The sequence below is a fragment of the Azorhizobium sp. AG788 genome (assembly GCF_943371865.1).
Taxonomy (GTDB): Bacteria; Pseudomonadota; Alphaproteobacteria; order Rhizobiales; family Xanthobacteraceae; genus Azorhizobium.
The window spans coordinates 223,116-240,415 of the sequence record NZ_CALRWL010000001.1; the positions used below are offsets into that span (position 1 = coordinate 223,116).

Annotated in this window: 11 protein-coding genes; 5 read left to right on the forward strand and 6 right to left on the reverse strand. The window is 69.1% G+C overall.

Annotated features, from left to right (window positions below; all coding sequences use genetic code 11):
• Positions 1-35 precede the first annotated feature (35 nt).
• The 4 genes from AAG816_RS00965 (at position 36) to AAG816_RS00980 (ending at position 4,128) form a co-directional block, all read left to right on the forward strand.
• Positions 36-743: a TetR/AcrR family transcriptional regulator gene (locus AAG816_RS00965; RefSeq protein WP_341987429.1), complete on the forward strand. Its 708-nt coding sequence runs from the start codon at positions 36-38 to the stop codon at positions 741-743.
• Between the two features lie 137 nt (positions 744-880).
• Positions 881-2,356, forward strand: a complete 1,476-nt coding sequence (locus tag AAG816_RS00970; protein ID WP_341987430.1) for a hypothetical protein — start codon at positions 881-883, stop codon at positions 2,354-2,356.
• Between the two features lie 54 nt (positions 2,357-2,410).
• A complete protein-coding gene (locus AAG816_RS00975) occupies positions 2,411-3,340 on the forward strand; it encodes an NAD(P)-dependent oxidoreductase (protein WP_341987431.1) in 930 nt (309 codons plus the stop codon).
• Positions 3,337-4,128 (forward strand): enoyl-CoA hydratase/isomerase family protein, encoded by a 792-nt coding sequence (locus AAG816_RS00980; protein WP_341987432.1) that lies wholly within the window; start codon positions 3,337-3,339, stop codon positions 4,126-4,128. The genes AAG816_RS00975 and AAG816_RS00980 overlap by 4 nt, the downstream gene beginning before the upstream one ends.
• On the opposite strand, the gene AAG816_RS00985 is transcribed toward AAG816_RS00980, so the two are convergent.
• The 6 genes from AAG816_RS00985 to AAG816_RS01010 form a co-directional block, all read right to left on the reverse strand.
• Entirely contained in the window at positions 4,125-4,883 is a 759-nt protein-coding gene (locus AAG816_RS00985; protein WP_341987433.1) for a hypothetical protein, read from the reverse strand. The two genes, AAG816_RS00980 and AAG816_RS00985, sit on opposite strands and share 4 nt — an antisense overlap.
• Entirely contained in the window at positions 4,880-5,212 is a 333-nt protein-coding gene (gene fdxA / locus AAG816_RS00990) for a ferredoxin FdxA (RefSeq protein WP_341987434.1), read from the reverse strand. Before fdxA ends, AAG816_RS00985 begins: the two co-directional genes overlap by 4 nt.
• 27 nt (positions 5,213-5,239) lie before the next feature.
• Positions 5,240-6,037 (reverse strand): shikimate dehydrogenase, encoded by a 798-nt coding sequence (locus AAG816_RS00995; protein WP_341987435.1) that lies wholly within the window; start codon positions 6,035-6,037, stop codon positions 5,240-5,242.
• Positions 6,038-6,161: 124 nt separating this feature from the next.
• Positions 6,162-7,163, reverse strand: coding sequence for an ABC transporter substrate-binding protein (locus tag AAG816_RS01000; RefSeq protein ID WP_341987436.1), 1,002 nt, complete (start codon positions 7,161-7,163; stop codon positions 6,162-6,164).
• A 360-nt stretch (positions 7,164-7,523) separates the two neighbouring features.
• Positions 7,524-8,231: a response regulator transcription factor gene (locus AAG816_RS01005; RefSeq protein ID WP_341987437.1), complete on the reverse strand. Its 708-nt coding sequence runs from the start codon at positions 8,229-8,231 to the stop codon at positions 7,524-7,526.
• Between the two features lie 43 nt (positions 8,232-8,274).
• Positions 8,275-10,278, reverse strand: a complete 2,004-nt coding sequence (locus AAG816_RS01010; RefSeq protein ID WP_341987438.1) for a sensor histidine kinase — start codon at positions 10,276-10,278, stop codon at positions 8,275-8,277.
• A gap of 344 nt (positions 10,279-10,622) precedes the next feature.
• On the opposite strand from AAG816_RS01010, the gene AAG816_RS01015 reads away from it, so the two are divergent.
• Complete coding sequence (locus AAG816_RS01015) at positions 10,623-17,039, forward strand: autotransporter outer membrane beta-barrel domain-containing protein (RefSeq protein WP_341987439.1); 6,417 nt, start codon at positions 10,623-10,625, stop codon at positions 17,037-17,039.
• Positions 17,040-17,300 lie beyond the last annotated feature (261 nt).

Here is a 17,300-nt window from a genome sequence, read left to right on the forward strand (position 1 = left end):
TCACGCCCGCCAGGACCAGACCCAGGACTCGCCTCATGACCGCCCGCGTCGCTCCCCCCCGCAAGCCCGCCGCCGCCGCCAAGGCGAAAGGCGCGGCCCCATCCGCGGCGGAGCCGGCCAAGGAGCTGGCGACGCGGGACGCGGACAAGACCCGGCTGAAGATCATGGAAGCCGCCGAGGTGGAGTTCGCCCGCAAGGGCCTGGCCGGGGCGCGGGTGGATGTGGTGGCGGAGGAGGCCGGCGCCAACAAGCGCATGATCTATTATTATTTCGGCAGCAAGGAGGACCTCTATGTGGCGGTCCTGGAGCGTGTCTATACGGACATGCGCATTGCCGAGGCGGAGCTGGAGCTGGACGATCTGCCGCCGCTGAAAGCCATCGAGCGGCTGGTGGAATTCAAGTTCGACTATCCCGCCGCCCATCCGCATCTCATCACCTTGCTGAACGGCGAGAACATGCTGAATGCGGAATATCTGCGCCGCTCGCTGCGGCTGCGGGAGATGCAGATCTCGCTGATCGAGCGGCTGAAGGCGCTGCTGGCCGCTGGCGTCGCGGACGGCACGGTGCGGCCGGGCATCGACCCTTTGCACCTCTACATGACCATTTCCGCGGTCAGCTATTTCTACTTTTCCAACACGCCCACCCTCTCCACCGCCTTCGGCCGCGATCTGGCCACGCCGGCCGAGCGCAAGATCCGCCGCGCCCATGTGGTGGATGTGGTGACCCGCTTCGTCGCCGCCTGAACCGTTCGCGCCGCTGCATTTCCCGCGCACCGCCGGGCGGACTGGCACGCATTGACAGGTTTGGGCGAAAATGATGTAACTAACTGGTTACATACGCTTTGCGGCTCTCGGGGCCGGGGCGTCCAGGGAGCGGCTTCATGAAATACGGGGAATTCCCGAAAATCACCGCGCTGCATGGGGTGGCGGGCTTCCGGGCGCATCTGGCGACGCTCGGCATCGACATGCCCTGCGACGACATCGTGGCCGGAGGCGCGGACTCGCCCTTGGCGGCGCCGCTCACCGTGGACGGGATGACCATCGGCAACCGCTTCTGCATCCACCCCATGGAGGGCTGGGACGGCACCCGCGACGGCGCGCCCACCGACAACACCGCCCGACGCTGGCGGCGGTTCGGGGAGAGCGGGGCCAAACTGATCTTCGGCGGCGAGGCGGTGGCGGTGCGTCCGGACGGCCGCGCCAATCCGCTGCAACTGGTGATGACCGAGGCCAATCAGGGCGCCATCGCCGGCCTGCGCGACACCGTGATCGCCGCCCATCGAGACGCCATGGGCAGCGTGGACGGGCTGGTGATGGGCCTTCAGCTCACCCATTCCGGGCGCTTCTGCAAGCCCAATGACAACCGCCGCTTCGAGCAGCAGATCCTCTATCACCACCCGGTTCTGGACCGGAAGTTCGGCACGGCGCCCGATCATCCCCTGATGGGCGACGACGACATCCGGCGGCTGATCGACGACTACATCATCGCCGCCCGGCGCGCCGCCGCCTGCGGCTTCGATTTCGTCGATCTGAAGCATTGCCACGGCTATCTCGGCCACGAATTCCTCAGCGCCAAGACCCGGCCGGGGGCCTTCGGCGGCTCGCTGGAAAACCGCACCCGCTTCGTGCGCGAACTGGTGGCGGGCATCCGCGCCGCCTGCCCGGATCTGAAGCTGGCCATGCGGGTGAGCGCCATCGATCTGGTGTCCTACCGGCCCGATCCCGCCCGCTCGCTGCCCGGTGCGCTTGGCCCCGGCGTGCCGGACGATGCCAGCGCGGCCCTGCCTTACGCCTATGGCTTCGGCACCGACCCCGATGACCCCACCGCGTTCGATCTCTCCGAGACCTTCGCGCTGTTCGAGATCCTGCGCACCCTCGGTATCAAGCTGGTGAACGTCACCTTGGGCAGCCCCTATTACAATCCCCACGTCACCCGCCCGGCGAGCTATCCGCCCTCCGATGGCTACCATCCGCCGGAAGATCCCCTGGTGGGGGTGATGCGCCATCTGGAGGTGGTGCGGCAGCTGAAAGCGCGGTTCCCGGATTTCTGCCTGATCGGCTCGGGCTACACCTATCTGCAGGAATTCCTGCCCCATGTGGCCCAGGCGGTGGTGCGCCAGGGCTGGACCGACATGGTGGGGCTGGGCCGCATGGTGCTGTCCTATCCCGAACTGCCGCGCGACGTGCTGGCCGGCAACGGCAGTCAGAAGAAGAAGATCTGCCGCACCTTCTCCGACTGCACCACGGCGCCGCGCAACGGCATCGTCTCCGGCTGCTATCCGCTGGATGCCTTCTACAAGCAATCGGACGAATTCAAGCAACTGGCCGCGGCCAAGAAGGCGGCCAAAAGCGCTTAAGCCGGCAATCAGCGACGACCCCGCCGGCAGAGCGGGGCGCGCGGGAGGAACAGCATGGGCGACCCCACAGAGGACGGTGACACGCTGCCGCCCGGCAGCGTCATCGCCGTGATCGGCACCGGCATCATGGGCGGCCATATGGCCCGGCGCCTGGCGCAGGCGGGATTTATGGTGCGGGTGTGGAACCGCAGCGCCGCCAAAGGCCGCGCGCTTGAGGTTTTCGGCGTCACGGTCATGCCGACGGTGCAGGCGGCGCTGGCCGAGGCGGCCGCCGCCATCGTCATGCTCTCCACCGGCGAGGTGGTGGACGATGTGCTGTTCGCCGATGAGCCGCCCGCCGTCGCGGCTTTGCCGCCGGGGGCGAGCCTGATCGTCATGTCGTCCATCCCGGTGGCCACCGCCCAGCGGCAGGCGCTGGCCTGCGCCGCGCATGGCATCGCCTATGTGGATGCGCCGGTCTCCGGTGGCGAGGTCGGCGCCCGCGACGGCACTCTGGCCATTTTGGCGGGGGGCGAAGCGGGGGTGATCGCCCATCTCGCCCCCGTGTTCGCGGCGTTGGGGCGGGCGACGCGCATCGGCCCCAGTGGCACCGGCCAATTGGCCAAGCTCGCCAACCAGATCATGGTGGGGGCCGCCATGGTGGGGGTGGCGGAAGCCTTCCATTTTGCCGCCAGCGGCGGGGCGGATCTGGTCCGCCTGCGCGAGGCGCTGATGGGCGGGTTCGGCGGCTCCAAGGTGCTGGACATCCACGGCGCCCGCATGGCGGCGCGGGATTTCGTGCCCGGCTCTCCGGCGCAATATCAACTGAAAGATCTGCGCACCGCGCAGGCGCAGGCGGCGCAGATGGGCCTTGAGCTTACCTTGCTCAATACGCTCACCGGCGTGTTCACCGACATGATGGCCCATGGCGGCACCGACCGCGACGTCTCCGCCGTGCTGGATGAAGTGGCCCGCCGCGCCGCGCGGCCGGGAGAGGGGGAATGACCATGGATGCCCACGACCAGGAGGCGCCGGACGGCGCGGTGCGGGTGGACTATGAGGGGGCGGTGGCCCGCATCGTTCTGGATCGCCCGCGCAAGCACAATGCCATCACCCCGGCCATGGCCCGCGCGCTGAGCGAGGCCTGCGCGGCGCTGGAGCGCGACGACGGGGTGCGGGTGGTGGTGATCACCGGCGGCGGCGAAAAAGCCTTCTCTGCCGGCTCGGACATGAATGCGCTGGGCGAAATCACCGACATCTGGGCGTTTCGCAATCGCATCGAATATGCCGCCGTGGTGCGCGATCTGCGCAAGCCGGTGATCGCGTCGCTGCGCGGCTGGGTGCTGGGCGGCGGGCTGGAGATCGCGCTCGCCGCCGACATCCGCATCGCCGCTGCCAGCGCCCGGCTGGGCGCGCCGGAAGTGACGCGCGGCTGGGTCGGCGGCGGCGGCGCCTCGCAGATGCTGCCACGCCTCGTGGGGTACGGCCAGGCCATGCGGCTGCTGCTGGGCGGCGAGCCGGTGGACGCGGATGCCGCTTTGCGCATGGGGCTGGTGGAGGAGGTGGTGGCGGACGACATGCTGGACGCGCATGTGGCGGCATTGGCCGCGCGCATCGCCGGCTTCAGCCCCATCGCCACCCAGGCGGTGAAGGCGGCCACCCGCGCGGCGCTGTCCATGCCGCTGGAGGCGGGCCTGCGCCATGAGAACGAACTGCACGTCATCTGCATGGCCGACCAGGGCCGCCTGGACGGCATCAGCGCCTTCAAAGCGCGCCGGGATGCCGGTGCCTAAGCCCTGAGTTGCAGGTGGACGAGGCCGAGCGGCCCGAAATCCGCCACCGCCTCCACCGGATGGGTCAGGGCGAGCGGCACCGTTGCTGAGCCGGTGGTCACGATCTGTCCGGCCAGCAGCGGTGCGCTGAGCGGCTGCGCATTGGCCAGCGCCTGCACCGCGGCGAGCGGCCCGCCCCAGATGCGCGCGCCGCCGCCGTCGCCGACGGGGATGCCGTCCAGGGTCAGCGTCACCGATGCGGCGTCAAGATCCTGGCCGGTCCAGGGCACGGGGGCGCCGATGATGAACGCGCCGTTGCCCATGCTGTCCGCCAGCCGCAGCACGCCGGGGGCGCCAGCGGGCACGCGGCCATCGCCGATCTCGAATGCCGGCACCACCGCGTCGATGGCCGCGGCGATCTCCTCCAGGGTATAGGGCACCGCGCGCTGCGGCAGGTCGCGGGCGAGGCGCAAGGCGAATTCGCATTCCAGCATCGGCGTGATGAAATCCGACAGCGACAGCACGGCATGGCTGTCATGGACGAAGCGCGCCATCAGCGGGCCAGCCACCGGCCGGTCGGCGCCATAGCCCGGCTGGTCCTGCGGCCGCAAGCCGGTGACTTTCCAGGCGGCGACGGCATCGGCGCCGAGGCGCAGAATCTCCGCCTGCACCGCATAGGCATCATCGATGCCGGCGGGCAGGTCGTCGCCCACATGGACGATGGTGACCTGGGCGCGGGCGGCGTGGAGGCGGGCAGCGAGGGATTGCGGGTTCATCGGGCGGCCGGGGCGGGAGAGAATGCGCTGTGTTTGCCGGCCACGTCCTTCCAGGCGTCCGCATCGGGCGGGGGCGGCAGGCGGGCGGTCACATTGGGCCATTGGGCGGCGAAGGTGGCGTTGTGCGCCAGCCAGTCCCCATGCCCCGGCTCGCCATCCGCCTTGATGGCATCGGCGGGGCATTCCGGCTGGCAGATGCCGCAGTCGATGCATTCATCCGGATGGATGACCAGCATGTTCTCGCCCTCATAGAAGCAATCCACCGGGCACACTTCCACGCAGTCGGTGTATTTGCAACGGATGCAGGTCTCGGTGACCACATAAGCCATGGTGGGGCCTCGTGCGGGGATGAAAGGTCAGGCGGCGGGGCGCAGGCCGAAATAGGCCATCATCAGATCCCGCTGGCCGTCCAGCATGTGCTTGCCCTGGTGGATCGGGCAGCCACGGGCGGCGGCGGCGATGAGCAAGGCGGTGGTCTCCGGCTTCATCAGCACCTCGGCCACCAGGGTGGCGGGGGAAAGCGTGTCGATGTCGAAGGAGAACGGATCGCCCGGCTCCAGGCCCAGCGGGGTGGCATTCACCGCCAGATCGTGGCCGCGGGGATCGCGGCTGCCCAGCGCCGTCTCCAATTGCGGATAGGCGGCCGTCACCCGCGCCAGCAGCGCCTCCGCCCGTTCCGGCGTGCGGTTGAACACCGTGAGGCGGGCGATGCCGGCTCCCGCCAAAGCAAACGCCAATGCGCTGGCCGCGCCGCCGGCCCCGGCCAGATAGACGCTGCGTCCCGCCACCCCGTGGCCGGCGCGGGCGAGGCCGGTGACGAAGCCGTGGCCATCCAGCATGGTGCCGGACAAGCGGCCGTCCGCCGACCGGCGCACGGTATTGACCGCCCCCACCAGGGCGCCGTCGCCCTCCAGATGGTCCACCAGCGCGGCGAGCCGGGCCTTGTGCGGGGCGGTGACGATGAAGCCGTCCAGATTGGCGATGCCACGCAGGCCGGCGATGGCCGCATCCAGATCCTGCGGGCGGATGTGCAGCGGCACGCAGACCGCATCCATGCCGTGGGCTTCGAAAAAGGCGTTGAACACCAGGGGCGTGCGCACATGGGCGATGGGGTCGCCGATGATGGCATAGAGGCGGGCGTGGCCGGCGACCATGGGGGTGTCCTAAGTAACGAACTGGTTAGTTATTTAATTGGGCCGGATCGGGGTGTCAACGGGCCGGGGCGCGGGCGCACGCGGGCGGCCGGGCCGCCCGCGTGAGGTCAGATGGGCCTGCGGCTCAGGGCAGGAAGGCGTTGGTGTAGAAAGTCTCCGCCTGGTTCGGCTTCACATCCACGCCGGAATAGGTGGCGAGGATATCCAGCGTGCCGGCAATATCCGCCGGGTCGGTCCACAGCGGCGGCTTTCCGGCGGAGTGTTCCGTGTGCAGCAAGGGCACGGTGACGGTCCAGCTGGCCAGCAAGGTCTCGCGCTTGCCGGCCTTGGGATTGACCTTCAGCATGGCATCCACGGCGGCCGCGGGATTGGCCTTGGCATCGGCCACCGCCGTGGTGGCCGCCCGCAGGAAGCGCTTCACCAGATCCGGATTGGTCTTGAGCAGATCCGTCGTGACGATGAAGGCGCCATTGACCGTATTGACCCCGAAGTCACCGAACAGCATGGCGTGCACCGGCTTGCCGGTGGCCTCCTCGATCAGCGGCTTCTGGTCGTTCACATTGCCCAAGAGGGCGTCCGCCTGACCGGAGATCACCGCATTGCGCTTGGTGGGGGCGTCGCCGGAAATCATCTTCACGGACTTCTCGTCCACGCCGTTGATCTTCAACAGCGCCGGCCACAGCTGCGAGAACGAATCCCCCGGCGTGGAGATCACCGTCTTGCCCACCAGATCCTTGGGGGTGCGGATGTTCTTGTCCGCAAAGCCCTCCACCGACATGGGGCTCTTCTGCAGCATGATGCCCACGGCCTTCACCGGGGCGCCCTTCACCGCCGCCTTCACCATGGTGCCGAAATCCGCATAGCCGAAGGTGGCGGAACCGGCCGCGGTGGCCTGCACCGTGATGCCGGAGCCGCGGCCCTCCTGGATCTCCAGCTCGATGCCTTCCTTGGCGAACAGGCCCTTCTCCACGCCCAGATAGAACGGGGCGTGCTCGCCATAATTGTACCAGTTCAGCAGCAGCACGGCTTTGTCCGCCGCGCTGGCCACCGTGGCGGTGGCCGCCAGGACCGTGGCGGCGCAGATCAGGTGCGTCAGGACTGTCTTCAAGGGGCGCTTGGCCGACATGTGTTCCTCCCGGTTTGTTTTTATTCACCTGCCTCGCCTCCGGTTTGGCGCCCGGATGCGGGGCGAGGGATGCCTTTGCGGCGGTCCCCCGAAACGACAGAGTTGAAGAACGGTGTCTCCGGCGCAAGGGCGATAGGATGGCAGCGCGCGGCCCGCGTCCGGTCGTTATCTAACCATATAGTTACGTGCCCGGAACGCCCTGTCAAACGCGGCGGTGGGATGCGGCTGACGGGAACCGACCCGACCGGAAGGTGGGTCTGGCCCCGGCTGCGCCCGCTGCGGCCGCGCCGCCTGCGGCAGCGTGGGGCGGCCGCCGCATCGGATGCCGTCGCAGCGATGGCTGCCGCGCTGACCGCAGGATCACTCCGGGCGGAAGATGACCTCTCCAGCAAAGACATAGCCCTTGCCCCGGGCGGACACCACGGGGAGCGCGAAGCCGCACGCCTTCTCCACCTTGCGGCGCAGGCGGAAGATGATCAGATCGAGCCCGCGCCCGGTCTCGTCCGGGTCCTGCCGGCCGGCGTGCCGCATCAGCTCGGTGCGGGAGACCGGCGCGCCCGGGCGGCTGACCAGGGGTTCGAGAATCTGCAATTCGGTGCCGGTCAGCTTGACCGGAATTCCCGCCGGGCTCTCCAGCACCCATTGCTTGGCGTGGAACACCCAGGGGGCCGCCTCGCGCGCCTCCGCCGGCGTCGATCCCGCCCCACTCAGGCGCCGGTGCAGATTGCGGATGACCAGTTCCAGTTCGGCGGGGTCGGTGGGCTTGGTCAGATAGTGGTCGACCCCGATGGCGAGGCCCTGGAAGCGGTCCTGCTTTTCCGTGCGGCCGGTGAGCACCACGATCCCGACATTGCTGGTCTCGCGCATGGTCAAGGCGGCGCTGAGGCCATCGGTGCCCGGCAGGTTCAGGTCGAGCACGACCACGTCGGGCGGGGCCTTCGTCATCTCCCGCGCCAAGCCGGCGGCATCGCCCACGGCGCAGACCTCCAGCCCCGCATCGGACAGGAAGCTCTCCAGACTCTCACGAAAGTCGCGATCATCCTCCACCAACAGCACGCGAATTGACATGACCAGGACGTCCGATGCTCTGTTGCTCATGATCCGGCTGGGTTCAAACCTGCGCCTCTGACGGGCGCTTCGCCACATAGGGAAGCCAGATGCTGAAGCGGCTCCCACCGTCCGGTGTGCCCGTCACCGCGGCCTCGCCGCCGTGGAGGGTCACGATCTTGCGCACGATGCTCAGTCCGATGCCGATGCCCGCATGGGACCTGCTGCTGGATGCGCGGTAATAGCGCTCGAAGATGAGGAGACGTTCGTCTTCCGGGATGCCCGGCCCGTCGTCCTCGACGGCGACGGTCACGCCGTCCGTGTCCGGTTGAACGGCGACCCGGACCTGTCCCTCGGTATAGCGGATGGCATTGTTCACCAGGTTTTCGATCGCCGTGCGCAAGAGGTCGAAATCGGCCTCGATCGGCGGCGCAGCACCGGCCTCGAAGCGGATGTCGCGTGCGGTCTGTGTCGCATGCTCGTGGCAGATGTCCTGGACCAGCGCCGACAGCTCCACCGGTGCCCGGCGCAGTTGCACCGAGGTCTTGTCCAGCACCTCCTCGGCCAGGAAGGTATCGATCATCTGCGACAGCCGGCCGACGGTGCGGATGATCCGCGCCGCTTCCCGGCGGGCCATGGCGTCGGCTTCCCCGAGCCGGCGCTCGATGATCGCGATTGCCACCCGGATCGAGGCCAGCGGGGTGCGAAACTCGTGGCTGACGATCACCAGGAAGTGCCGCTGCTCGCGCATGGCTTCCACCAGAGCGGCTTCCGCCGCGCGGCGGGCCGCGATCTCGGTCTCCAGCGCCTGGGTGCGCTGGGCCACGGCCTGTTCCAGTTCGCGCTCATTCTGCTGCGAGGCCTGCAGGAGCTTTTCCTGCAAGCCGCGCCGCTCGCGGGCGCCGGCCCGCACCGAGGTGGCCAGGCCGACGAAAACCGCCACCATGGTCAGCAGGCTGGAGATTTGAGTGCCGCGTTCCCCTACGGTGCTCATGGGCACGATGCCCAGAACCATCAAGCAGAACCAGATGCCGGACAGGCTATAGGCGGAAAAGCCGAAGCAATACCAGCCCGCGGCGGGCTCCCGCCGCTTCACGCGCATGATCGCCAGCCAGGGCAACAGCACGCAGAGCAGCAGCAGGCCGGCCATGAGCACCGGGGCGATCGCGCTATAATATCCAAAGGCAGCCGCGCCGACGAACACGCCCGCGGCCAGGCCGATGCCGGCGAAGATGCGCGCGATGACCGGGTGCTGCCCCTTCGCGCAGAAGATGGCCCGCACCATGAAGGCGCCGGACATGATGGTGGTGCAGCCGATCATGCCCTGCAGCCGGAGAACCAGGGTCGGCGACAACGGCGACAGCAGAAACGTCGCGAGGCCTGAGTTGCCGAGCACCACCAGGGCGGCGAAGCTCAGATAGGCCCCATACCAGACGAAGGCGGACGCCCGCAGCCACAGGCCAAAGATGACCGAGCCCAGCGCGGTGATGCAGGCCGCGCCGACGATGAACGCAATCATCAGCGCATTGGCGGTCAGGTGGCTCAGGAACGGGGATTCGCGCCACAGCGTCGGGGCCAAGGTCAGGGCGCGGGTGCCGGAGACGCGGATATAGATGTCCTGCGGCGTTGCGGCCGCAAGATCGGTGCGCACCACATAGAGATGGGAGAACAGATCGCGCTCCGCCAACGGCACCAGCCAGCCGGTGCGGCGATGCACGAGGGGGCGGGGCGCCGCCTCGCCGGCGAGGGGGGCATAGACGTCGAGGGTGTCCGTATAGGGCGCCGTGAGTTCCAGCAGCCACGGGCCGCCGCCCCCCTGATCGGGCTGCACGGTCAGGCGCAGCCACCAGGCGCCCTGTGGCGAATATCCCGCATTGAACGTGCCGGGGATCGGCTGAAACGTCTCCCGGGCGGCCATCACATCGTCCAATGTCATGCGGCCATCGGCGTCGCGCAACACGAAGAGGTGGCCCGCGGCGGCCACCGCCAGGTCCTCGCCGGTGAGCCCGAGCGCGGCCGCCCGTGCGCGCGCGGCGCCGGGCATGGTCCCGAGCACAAGTGTCAGCACGAGCACGCACGCCAGCGCAAACGGCCAGACCTGCATCCTGCGCGTGAGCGCGGGGCTTGCGATCCGGGTTGGACCGCAGGCCCGGTCCGTGCGGTTGGGAGGTATCATGAGGGATTTCCCGCCTGTGCCAAATACGTCTCGCTCAATGGACAGATTCCCGGAAAACAGGAGGTAATATAGAGTGGCTGAGTGAAAGATAGTGAAAGAAAATTGCCATTTTTGTAAATTGCCGAAACCGTAGCGCATTTGCTAGCGTAGATGCGTGATAACATTATCACATTTATTTCGTTTATTTCATTCGTCCCGTTCTTGTGTGGTTTGTACAAGCTTCGAGCAAGCCTGACATGCGCGCGGACGTTGAGAATTACCGCAGTGCAGTGGTGGTGGGGGGTATTGTGGTTTCTCTATTGGAATGGTGGCTGCCCGTGTCCCGGCTTGCGGCGGCGGACAAGGGTGGCGGCCTGGCGCCCCATGCGCGCGCCCACCGGATGCCTGCGTATCAGGCTCATCCCATCCCCGCCATCGCCCGCACGCGGGTTCGCGCCGCCGTCGGCGGCCTGCTGGGCGGCACCAGCCTGATTGCGCTTCTGGTGGCCGCCGGTCCCAGCCATGCGGCCGATGCGGTGCGGATCGTCAACCGCGGCGCCAATGGCACCGAAGGCGAAATCCTGTTCAATTGGCGCACCTTCCCCACCGAGGGCGCGAATGGCGCGCCGGTGGCAGCCTCGAACGCCAGCCCCATCGCGGCCGGCGCGGGAGCGGCCATCGAACTGGGGTCGATCGGCGGCTGGGGCGGCTCCGGCGACTTCGGCATCTTGCGCAATGTTCCCGGCGCCAATGGCGGCGCGGGCGGCGCGGTGAGCCTGATCAATAGCGGCGCGATCTCGGGCGGCGCCAACGCCACCGTCGTCACGCCTTTGGTCTCGCTCTACTCACGGGGCGGCACCGGCGGCAACGGTTTTGACGCCTTCGGCGCGGGTGGCGCCGGTGGCAGCGTCACGCTCGACCAGAGGGGCACGGTGGAGGCCTCCGGCATCGGCACCCCGGCGATCTCGCTGCTCTCGCAAGGCGGCGCCGCCGGTCTGCGCGGCGGGACCACCACCTCCCGGGGCGGGACATCCCGCGACCGGATGGCCCTGGATGCGGGCGGGGTCGGCGGAACGGTCACCGCCAGCATCGCCGCGAGCGCCTGGGTGGTCACCACCGGCGCCAACGCGCCGGCCCTGATCGCCGCGTCCAATGGCGGCAATGGCGGCAATGCGGATGCCAATACCAGCACCTATTACGGCTCCAATGGCGGGGCCGGCGGCACCGTCCGGGTGACGAACGATGGCCATGTCATCGCCTTTGGCGAGGGCGCATCCGCCATCGTGCTGCAGAGCGTCGGCGGCACCGGCGGGCGCGGGGCGGGCGGTGCGTTCACCAGCGCCGCGGCGGGGGCACCGGGCGGCAATGGCGGCACGGTATCGGCGGTGAACACCGGCGAGGTGTGGACGTTCGGCAGCTACGGCTTCGGCATTCTGGCGCAGTCCGTGGGCGGGGCGGGGGGCCAGGGGGCCTCGGCCGCGTTCGGGTCCGGCGGTGGCGGCGGCGCGGCGGGCGTCAGCGGCGCCGTCTCGGTGACCCAGTCCGGCACCATCCTGACCTTTGGCACCGGCGCCACGGCGCTGCTGGCGCAGAGCGTCGGCGGCGGCAACGCCATCTTCGCCTTCCAGGCGGAAGCGCCCACCGCCAACAGCACCAGCAGCGGCGGGGCGGGTGGCCGCAGCGGCTTCCTGCCCTTCACCAGCGGCGGCACCGGCGGTGCGGGCGGCGGCGGCGGCCCGGTCACCGTCGAGCAGAGCGGCGCCATCGTCACCACGGGCGACGCCGCCACCGGCGTCCTGCTGCAGAGCATCGGCGGCGGCGGTGGGACCGGCGGCATCGCCAACAGCCGCGGCGCCTTTCTGGCCGTGGCGCTGGGGGGCGCCGGCGGCGGGGGCGGCGACGGCGGGCTGGTGACCTATCGCGGCCTCGGCGGCACCATCGAGACCTATGGCGACAGGTCCAGCGCCATCCTGGCGCAGAGCATCGGCGGCGGCGGCGGCACCGGCGGCTATGCCAGCGCCCAGTCCATCGGGCCCGGCCTGTCGGCCTCCAGTTCCGTCGGCGGCTCTGGCGGCGGTGGCGGCACTGGCGGCGCGGTTTCGGTCTCGAACCAGACCATGCTCAGCACCTTGGGCACCCAGTCCATGGGGATCCAGGCGCTCAGCATCGGCGGTGGCGGTGGCGTCGGCGGCGGGGCCGGCGCCATTGCCATTGCCGTGCCTCTGGTCACCCCCAGCGGGCAGTCGCTGCCCTCCATCGCCATCGCCCAATCGGTCGGCGGCTCCGGCGGTTCGGGCGGCAGCGGCGGCACGGTCACCGTGCGCAACGACACGCTCATCGAGACCCTCGGCGTCGGCGCCATCGGCATCCAGGCGCAGAGCATCGGCGGCGGCGGCGGCAATGCCGGCAATGCCAATGCCTATGCACTGGCGGTTGCCGCGCCCGGTTCGCCGGCCATCAGCTCCACCTCGTCCATCGGCGGCAGCGGCGGCGGCGGCGGCAACGGCGCCAGTGTGAGCGTCGATCAGTTCGGCCGCATCTTCACCACCGGCGACCAGGCCATCGGCATCCAGGCGCAGAGCATTGGCGGCGGCGGCGGCAATGCCGGCGCCGCCACCGCCACTTCCGATGCCCTGAGCCTCAAGTCCAGCGTCAAGCTCAGCGACGCCATCGGCGGCAGGTCCGTCGATGGCGGCGGCTGCGGCGGCGCGGTGCGGGTGTCGAACACGGACGGCCTCATCGAGACGCTCGGCAGCGGCGCCACCGGCATCTTCGCCCAGAGCATCGGCGGCGGCGGCGGCAATGGCGGCTCGGTGCAGGCGGCCACCTCGGCGAGCCTGTCGTTCGACAAGACCCTGGGCAGCCTGGTGGAAAAGCTCCCCCTCGCCGACAGCCTGGCCATCGTCACCGCCCTCGGCGGCAGCGGCGGCAAGGGCGGCAACGGCGGCGCGGTGAGCGTGGAGACGAGCGCAGGCGCGCTGGTGCGCACCTCCGGCTCCGATGCGAGCGCGATCTTCGCCCAGAGCATCGGTGGCGGCGGCGGCACCGGCGGTGGCGGCAGCGCCACCGCGGCGGGCAAGGCCTCCATCACCTTGTCCTTCGGCGGTACGGGCGGCAGTGGCGGCAGCGGCGGCAGCGTGGGCGTGACCAACAAGGGCGTGCTGGAGACCTCTGCGGACGGCGCCCATGGCATTTTCGCGCAGAGCATCGGCGGCGGTGGCGGCAGCGGCGGCAGCTTGACCGCGGACACCTCCAAGACCCCGGACACGGTCGGGCAGGTCTGGGCCAGCCTGAAGGATGCGGTGGGCGTGACCGCCTACAACACCTGGGCGGCCGACAAGGGCAATGCGGAAACCAAGGAAAAGCTCGCCGAATTCATCAAGGATATCCAGGACACCGGGACCTACAAGGACCTGTCCGACGCCTTCAAGAATTCCGACTTCGCCAAGCAGATGAAGAGCTTCTGGACCAACGCCACCACCTATCTGGATGGGCAGTCCAAGAGCGCCACCAAGCTTCCCGATGTCTCGCTCACCCTGTCGTTCGGCGGCAATGGCGGTGCGGGCAACACAGGCGGTGATGTGACCGTGACCAATACCGGCGCGATCGCCACTTTCGGGGATGTGTCCCTGGGCGTGTTCGCACAGTCGGTGGGCGGTGGTGGCGGCGCGGGCGGCTTGGGCTATGCCTCGGGCACCAACAAGACCAATCTCAGTGGAACGCTCGGCGGCACCGGCGGTGCCGGCAACGCGGGCGGCCAGGTGAGCGTGCGCAATGACGGGACGATCGCCACCACCGGCGAACTGTCCTACGGCCTGTTCGCGCAGAGCGTGGGCGGCGGCGGCGGCATCGGCGTCGGCTCCACCAGTTCCGGCAACAAGAATGTCTCGCTCAATCTGACCATCGGCGGCAATGGCGGCACCGGCGCCCATGGCGGGGCCGTGAGCGTCACCAACCGGGGCACCATCGCCACCAGCGGTGTGGAGGCCCACGCTCTGGTGGCCCAGAGCGTGGGCGGCGGCGGCGGCGCCTTCGTCATGAACCCGGCCAATACCGGCGCGACCAGCACCACCGGCAAGACGAGCAGCACCGGCGATGCGGCCGCCGAAGAGGTGCCCGGCGAGACCATCCTGGCGCTGTTGAAGGCGGTGGGCATCGAGCAGGTGCCGTCCGCCTCCACAGCTTCATCCGACAAGGCGCCGGCCAAGTCCGGCAGCTTCACCTTGGGCGGATCGGGCGGGGCCTCCGGCAACGGCGGCGCGGTCACGATCTCCCATTCCGGCGGCATTAGCACCAGTGGAACCGCCGCATTCGGCATCCTGGCCCAGTCCATCGGCGGCGGCGGCGGCCTGGTGGGGGATGCGGCCGATCCCGGCGGGCATAAATACACCGCCGGCCTTGGCGGCACCGGCGGCGCGGCCGGCAATGGCGGCGCGCTCAACATCACGTTCGGCTCGGGTGCCGGGATTTCCACCTCCGGCGATGGCGCCACGGCGGTGTTCCTCCAGTCCATTGGTGGCGGTGGCGGCTATGGCGGGGCGTTTGTGGCCCAAGGCATCCGCCTGCCGTTCATTGGCCGCGAGGGCGGATCGAGCGGCGACGGCGGCGCCATCTCTATCGGGATGGACGGCAGCGCAGCCAATCTGTCCATCGCCACCACCGGCGCGGCAGCCCATGGCATCTTCGCCCAGTCCATCGGCGGCGGCGGTGGCGCGGTCACCGATGTTCTGGGGTCGGTGAGCCCGCTCCTGAGCACCGCGGGGCGGCGGAACAGCAATGGCAACGGCGGCGAGGTCTCCATCCGCACCTCCGGGTCGATCGTGGCCACCGGTCGCAATGCCTATGGCATCTTCGTCCAGAGCGGCGCCCAGGACGCGGAGGGGGCGCTCGACCCCACCCGCAGCGGCGGCGCCATCCGGATCCGGCACGCGGGCATCATCACCGGCGGTTCGGACCAGGGCGCGGCGATCCGCATCGATGGCGGCAGCTTCAATCAGATCGACTTCGACGCCAATTCCGTCATCAGCGCCGTCTCCGGGCGCGCCATCCTCGGCAGCTTCGGCACCGAGAGCATCACCAATGCCGGAACGGTCATCGGCGAGATCGATCTGGTCTCCACCGGATCGCGGGAGGACAATCGCTTCATGAATGCGCCGGGAGGGATCTACCAGACCGGCGGTTCCGGCGCGGTCAATCTTGGCCCGAATGGCCGGTTCTTCAATGATGGGCGGTTCGACATCGGCGGCGTCGGCACCCTGGCCACCGCCACGCTCACCGGGCGCCTGGAACAAAGCAGTTCCGGTGCACTGGTGGCCGATGTCACCAGCACGCCCGCGGCGGGGCAGGCCCGCAGCGATCTGCTCAATGTGGTCGGCGGCCTGTCCCTGCGCGGCACCGTGCAGGCCAGCGTGGTGGGCGGATTGCGGCCCGAAACCTTCCGCATCATCACCGTGGACGGCAGCCTGGAGAACCGGGCCACCGCAACGTCATGGGCCGCCGGCAGTCCGTTCGCCTGGAACCTGACCCAGGCGAACAACGCGCTGGAGATCACGCCCCGCGCCAATTTCGCCACCCCGGCGGGGCTGACCGCCACGGCGAGCGAGCGCAACGTGATGACCTATCTCCAGCAGCTCTGGGGCGCCCCCCGCGTGTCGACGCAGGACGCCATGGTGTTCGGTGACTTTGCGCGCTCCACTTCGGCGCAGGACTATATGCAGGGGATCGACAGCCTCTCCCCGGAAGAGTCGGCCAGCGCTGCGGCGACGCAGACGCTCGGCACCAGGGCGTCCATGCACGCGGCCCTGAGCTGCCCGGTATTTACGGACACCGGCACCTTGATGCAGGAGACCAATTGCAGTTGGGCGCGCATCATCGGCACCTGGACCCAGCAGACCTCCTCCGCCGATGTCAGCGGCTATGACCAGAGCGCGGTGACCTATCGCGTGGGCGTGCAGCGGGAGGTCTATACCGACTGGTTCGTCGGCGTGACCGCCGGCTTCACCCAGTCCTGGCAGACCGCTTCGGACGGCTCCAGCACCCAGGGTAATGGCGGCGACGTGGCCCTCTCGGTGAAGCATCAGGTCGGCCCCTGGCTGTTTTCCGCCGCCGGCAGCCTCGGGTTCGGCAATTACGAAACCGACCGGGTGCTCAATCTCGGCCCGGCCGTTGCCCTGTCCAACAGCGAATGGAATGTGGTGACGGCGGGCGGACGCCTGCGGGCCAGCTATGAGTTCGCCTTCCCGGACTGGTACATCAAGCCCTATGCGGACCTTGATCTGCTCTACACCTACATGCCCGGCTATGGCGAGCAGGGGGTGGGGGCCGCCCTGCGCTTCTCGTCCGCCGACCAATGGAATGTGGCGTTCAGCCCCAATGTGGAGTTCGGCGGCCGGGTGAACCTGTCGCCGGACAGCTGGCTTCGCCCCTATGCGACGGTGGGCATGACCTTCTTCGCCAAGGACAGCATGCCGGTGGGGGTGAGCCTCCTGAGCAGTTCGCTGCCGAACCTGGAGTTCGTGACCGACGTGACCATGCCGAGCGAACTGGTCACCGTCAGTGCGGGTGCGCAGCTGTTCAGCAGCAAGGGCTATGAGGTGCGGGCCGAGTACAAGGCGGATATCGCCGAGAGCTACCTCTCCCATGAGGTCAGCGCCCGCTTCGCCGTGCAGTTCTGACCGGCCGGTGGCGATGACGGGCCGTCAGCGTTTGATCTGACTGCGCCTTCTCGTCCCCTGACGCACACGCGGTCGTCGGGGGACGAGAAGGCGCGCGCTTTGGGGCTTCGGGTGCGGGCTGGATCGCGCGCGGATGGGTTTCGTCGGGATGGGTGCGGCTGAGGGGCCTCGCGAGGCCGCGGCGGATGGCGGTGCGGTGTGATCCGGGGGATGGCGAGGGGGCTTGCCGCGATGGGCCTGTCGCACGGGATATGGTCGTCC

What these genes read in the sequence shown, in the direction of transcription:
- AAG816_RS00965 (WP_341987429.1), top strand. Translation starts at nt 36, where the DNA reads ATGACCGCCCGCGTCGCTCCCCCCCGCAAGCCCGCCGCCGCCGCCAAG.
- AAG816_RS00970 (WP_341987430.1), top strand. Translation starts at nt 881, where the DNA reads ATGAAATACGGGGAATTCCCGAAAATCACCGCGCTGCATGGGGTGGCG.
- AAG816_RS00975 (WP_341987431.1), top strand. Translation starts at nt 2,411, where the DNA reads ATGGGCGACCCCACAGAGGACGGTGACACGCTGCCGCCCGGCAGCGTC.
- AAG816_RS00980 (WP_341987432.1), top strand. Translation starts at nt 3,337, where the DNA reads ATGACCATGGATGCCCACGACCAGGAGGCGCCGGACGGCGCGGTGCGG.
- AAG816_RS00985 (WP_341987433.1), bottom strand. Translation starts at nt 4,883, where the DNA reads ATGAACCCGCAATCCCTCGCTGCCCGCCTCCACGCCGCCCGCGCCCAG.
- fdxA (WP_341987434.1), bottom strand. Translation starts at nt 5,212, where the DNA reads ATGGCTTATGTGGTCACCGAGACCTGCATCCGTTGCAAATACACCGAC.
- AAG816_RS00995 (WP_341987435.1), bottom strand. Translation starts at nt 6,037, where the DNA reads ATGGTCGCCGGCCACGCCCGCCTCTATGCCATCATCGGCGACCCCATC.
- AAG816_RS01000 (WP_341987436.1), bottom strand. Translation starts at nt 7,163, where the DNA reads ATGTCGGCCAAGCGCCCCTTGAAGACAGTCCTGACGCACCTGATCTGC.
- AAG816_RS01005 (WP_341987437.1), bottom strand. Translation starts at nt 8,231, where the DNA reads ATGTCAATTCGCGTGCTGTTGGTGGAGGATGATCGCGACTTTCGTGAG.
- AAG816_RS01015 (WP_341987439.1), top strand. Translation starts at nt 10,623, where the DNA reads ATGCGCGCGGACGTTGAGAATTACCGCAGTGCAGTGGTGGTGGGGGGT.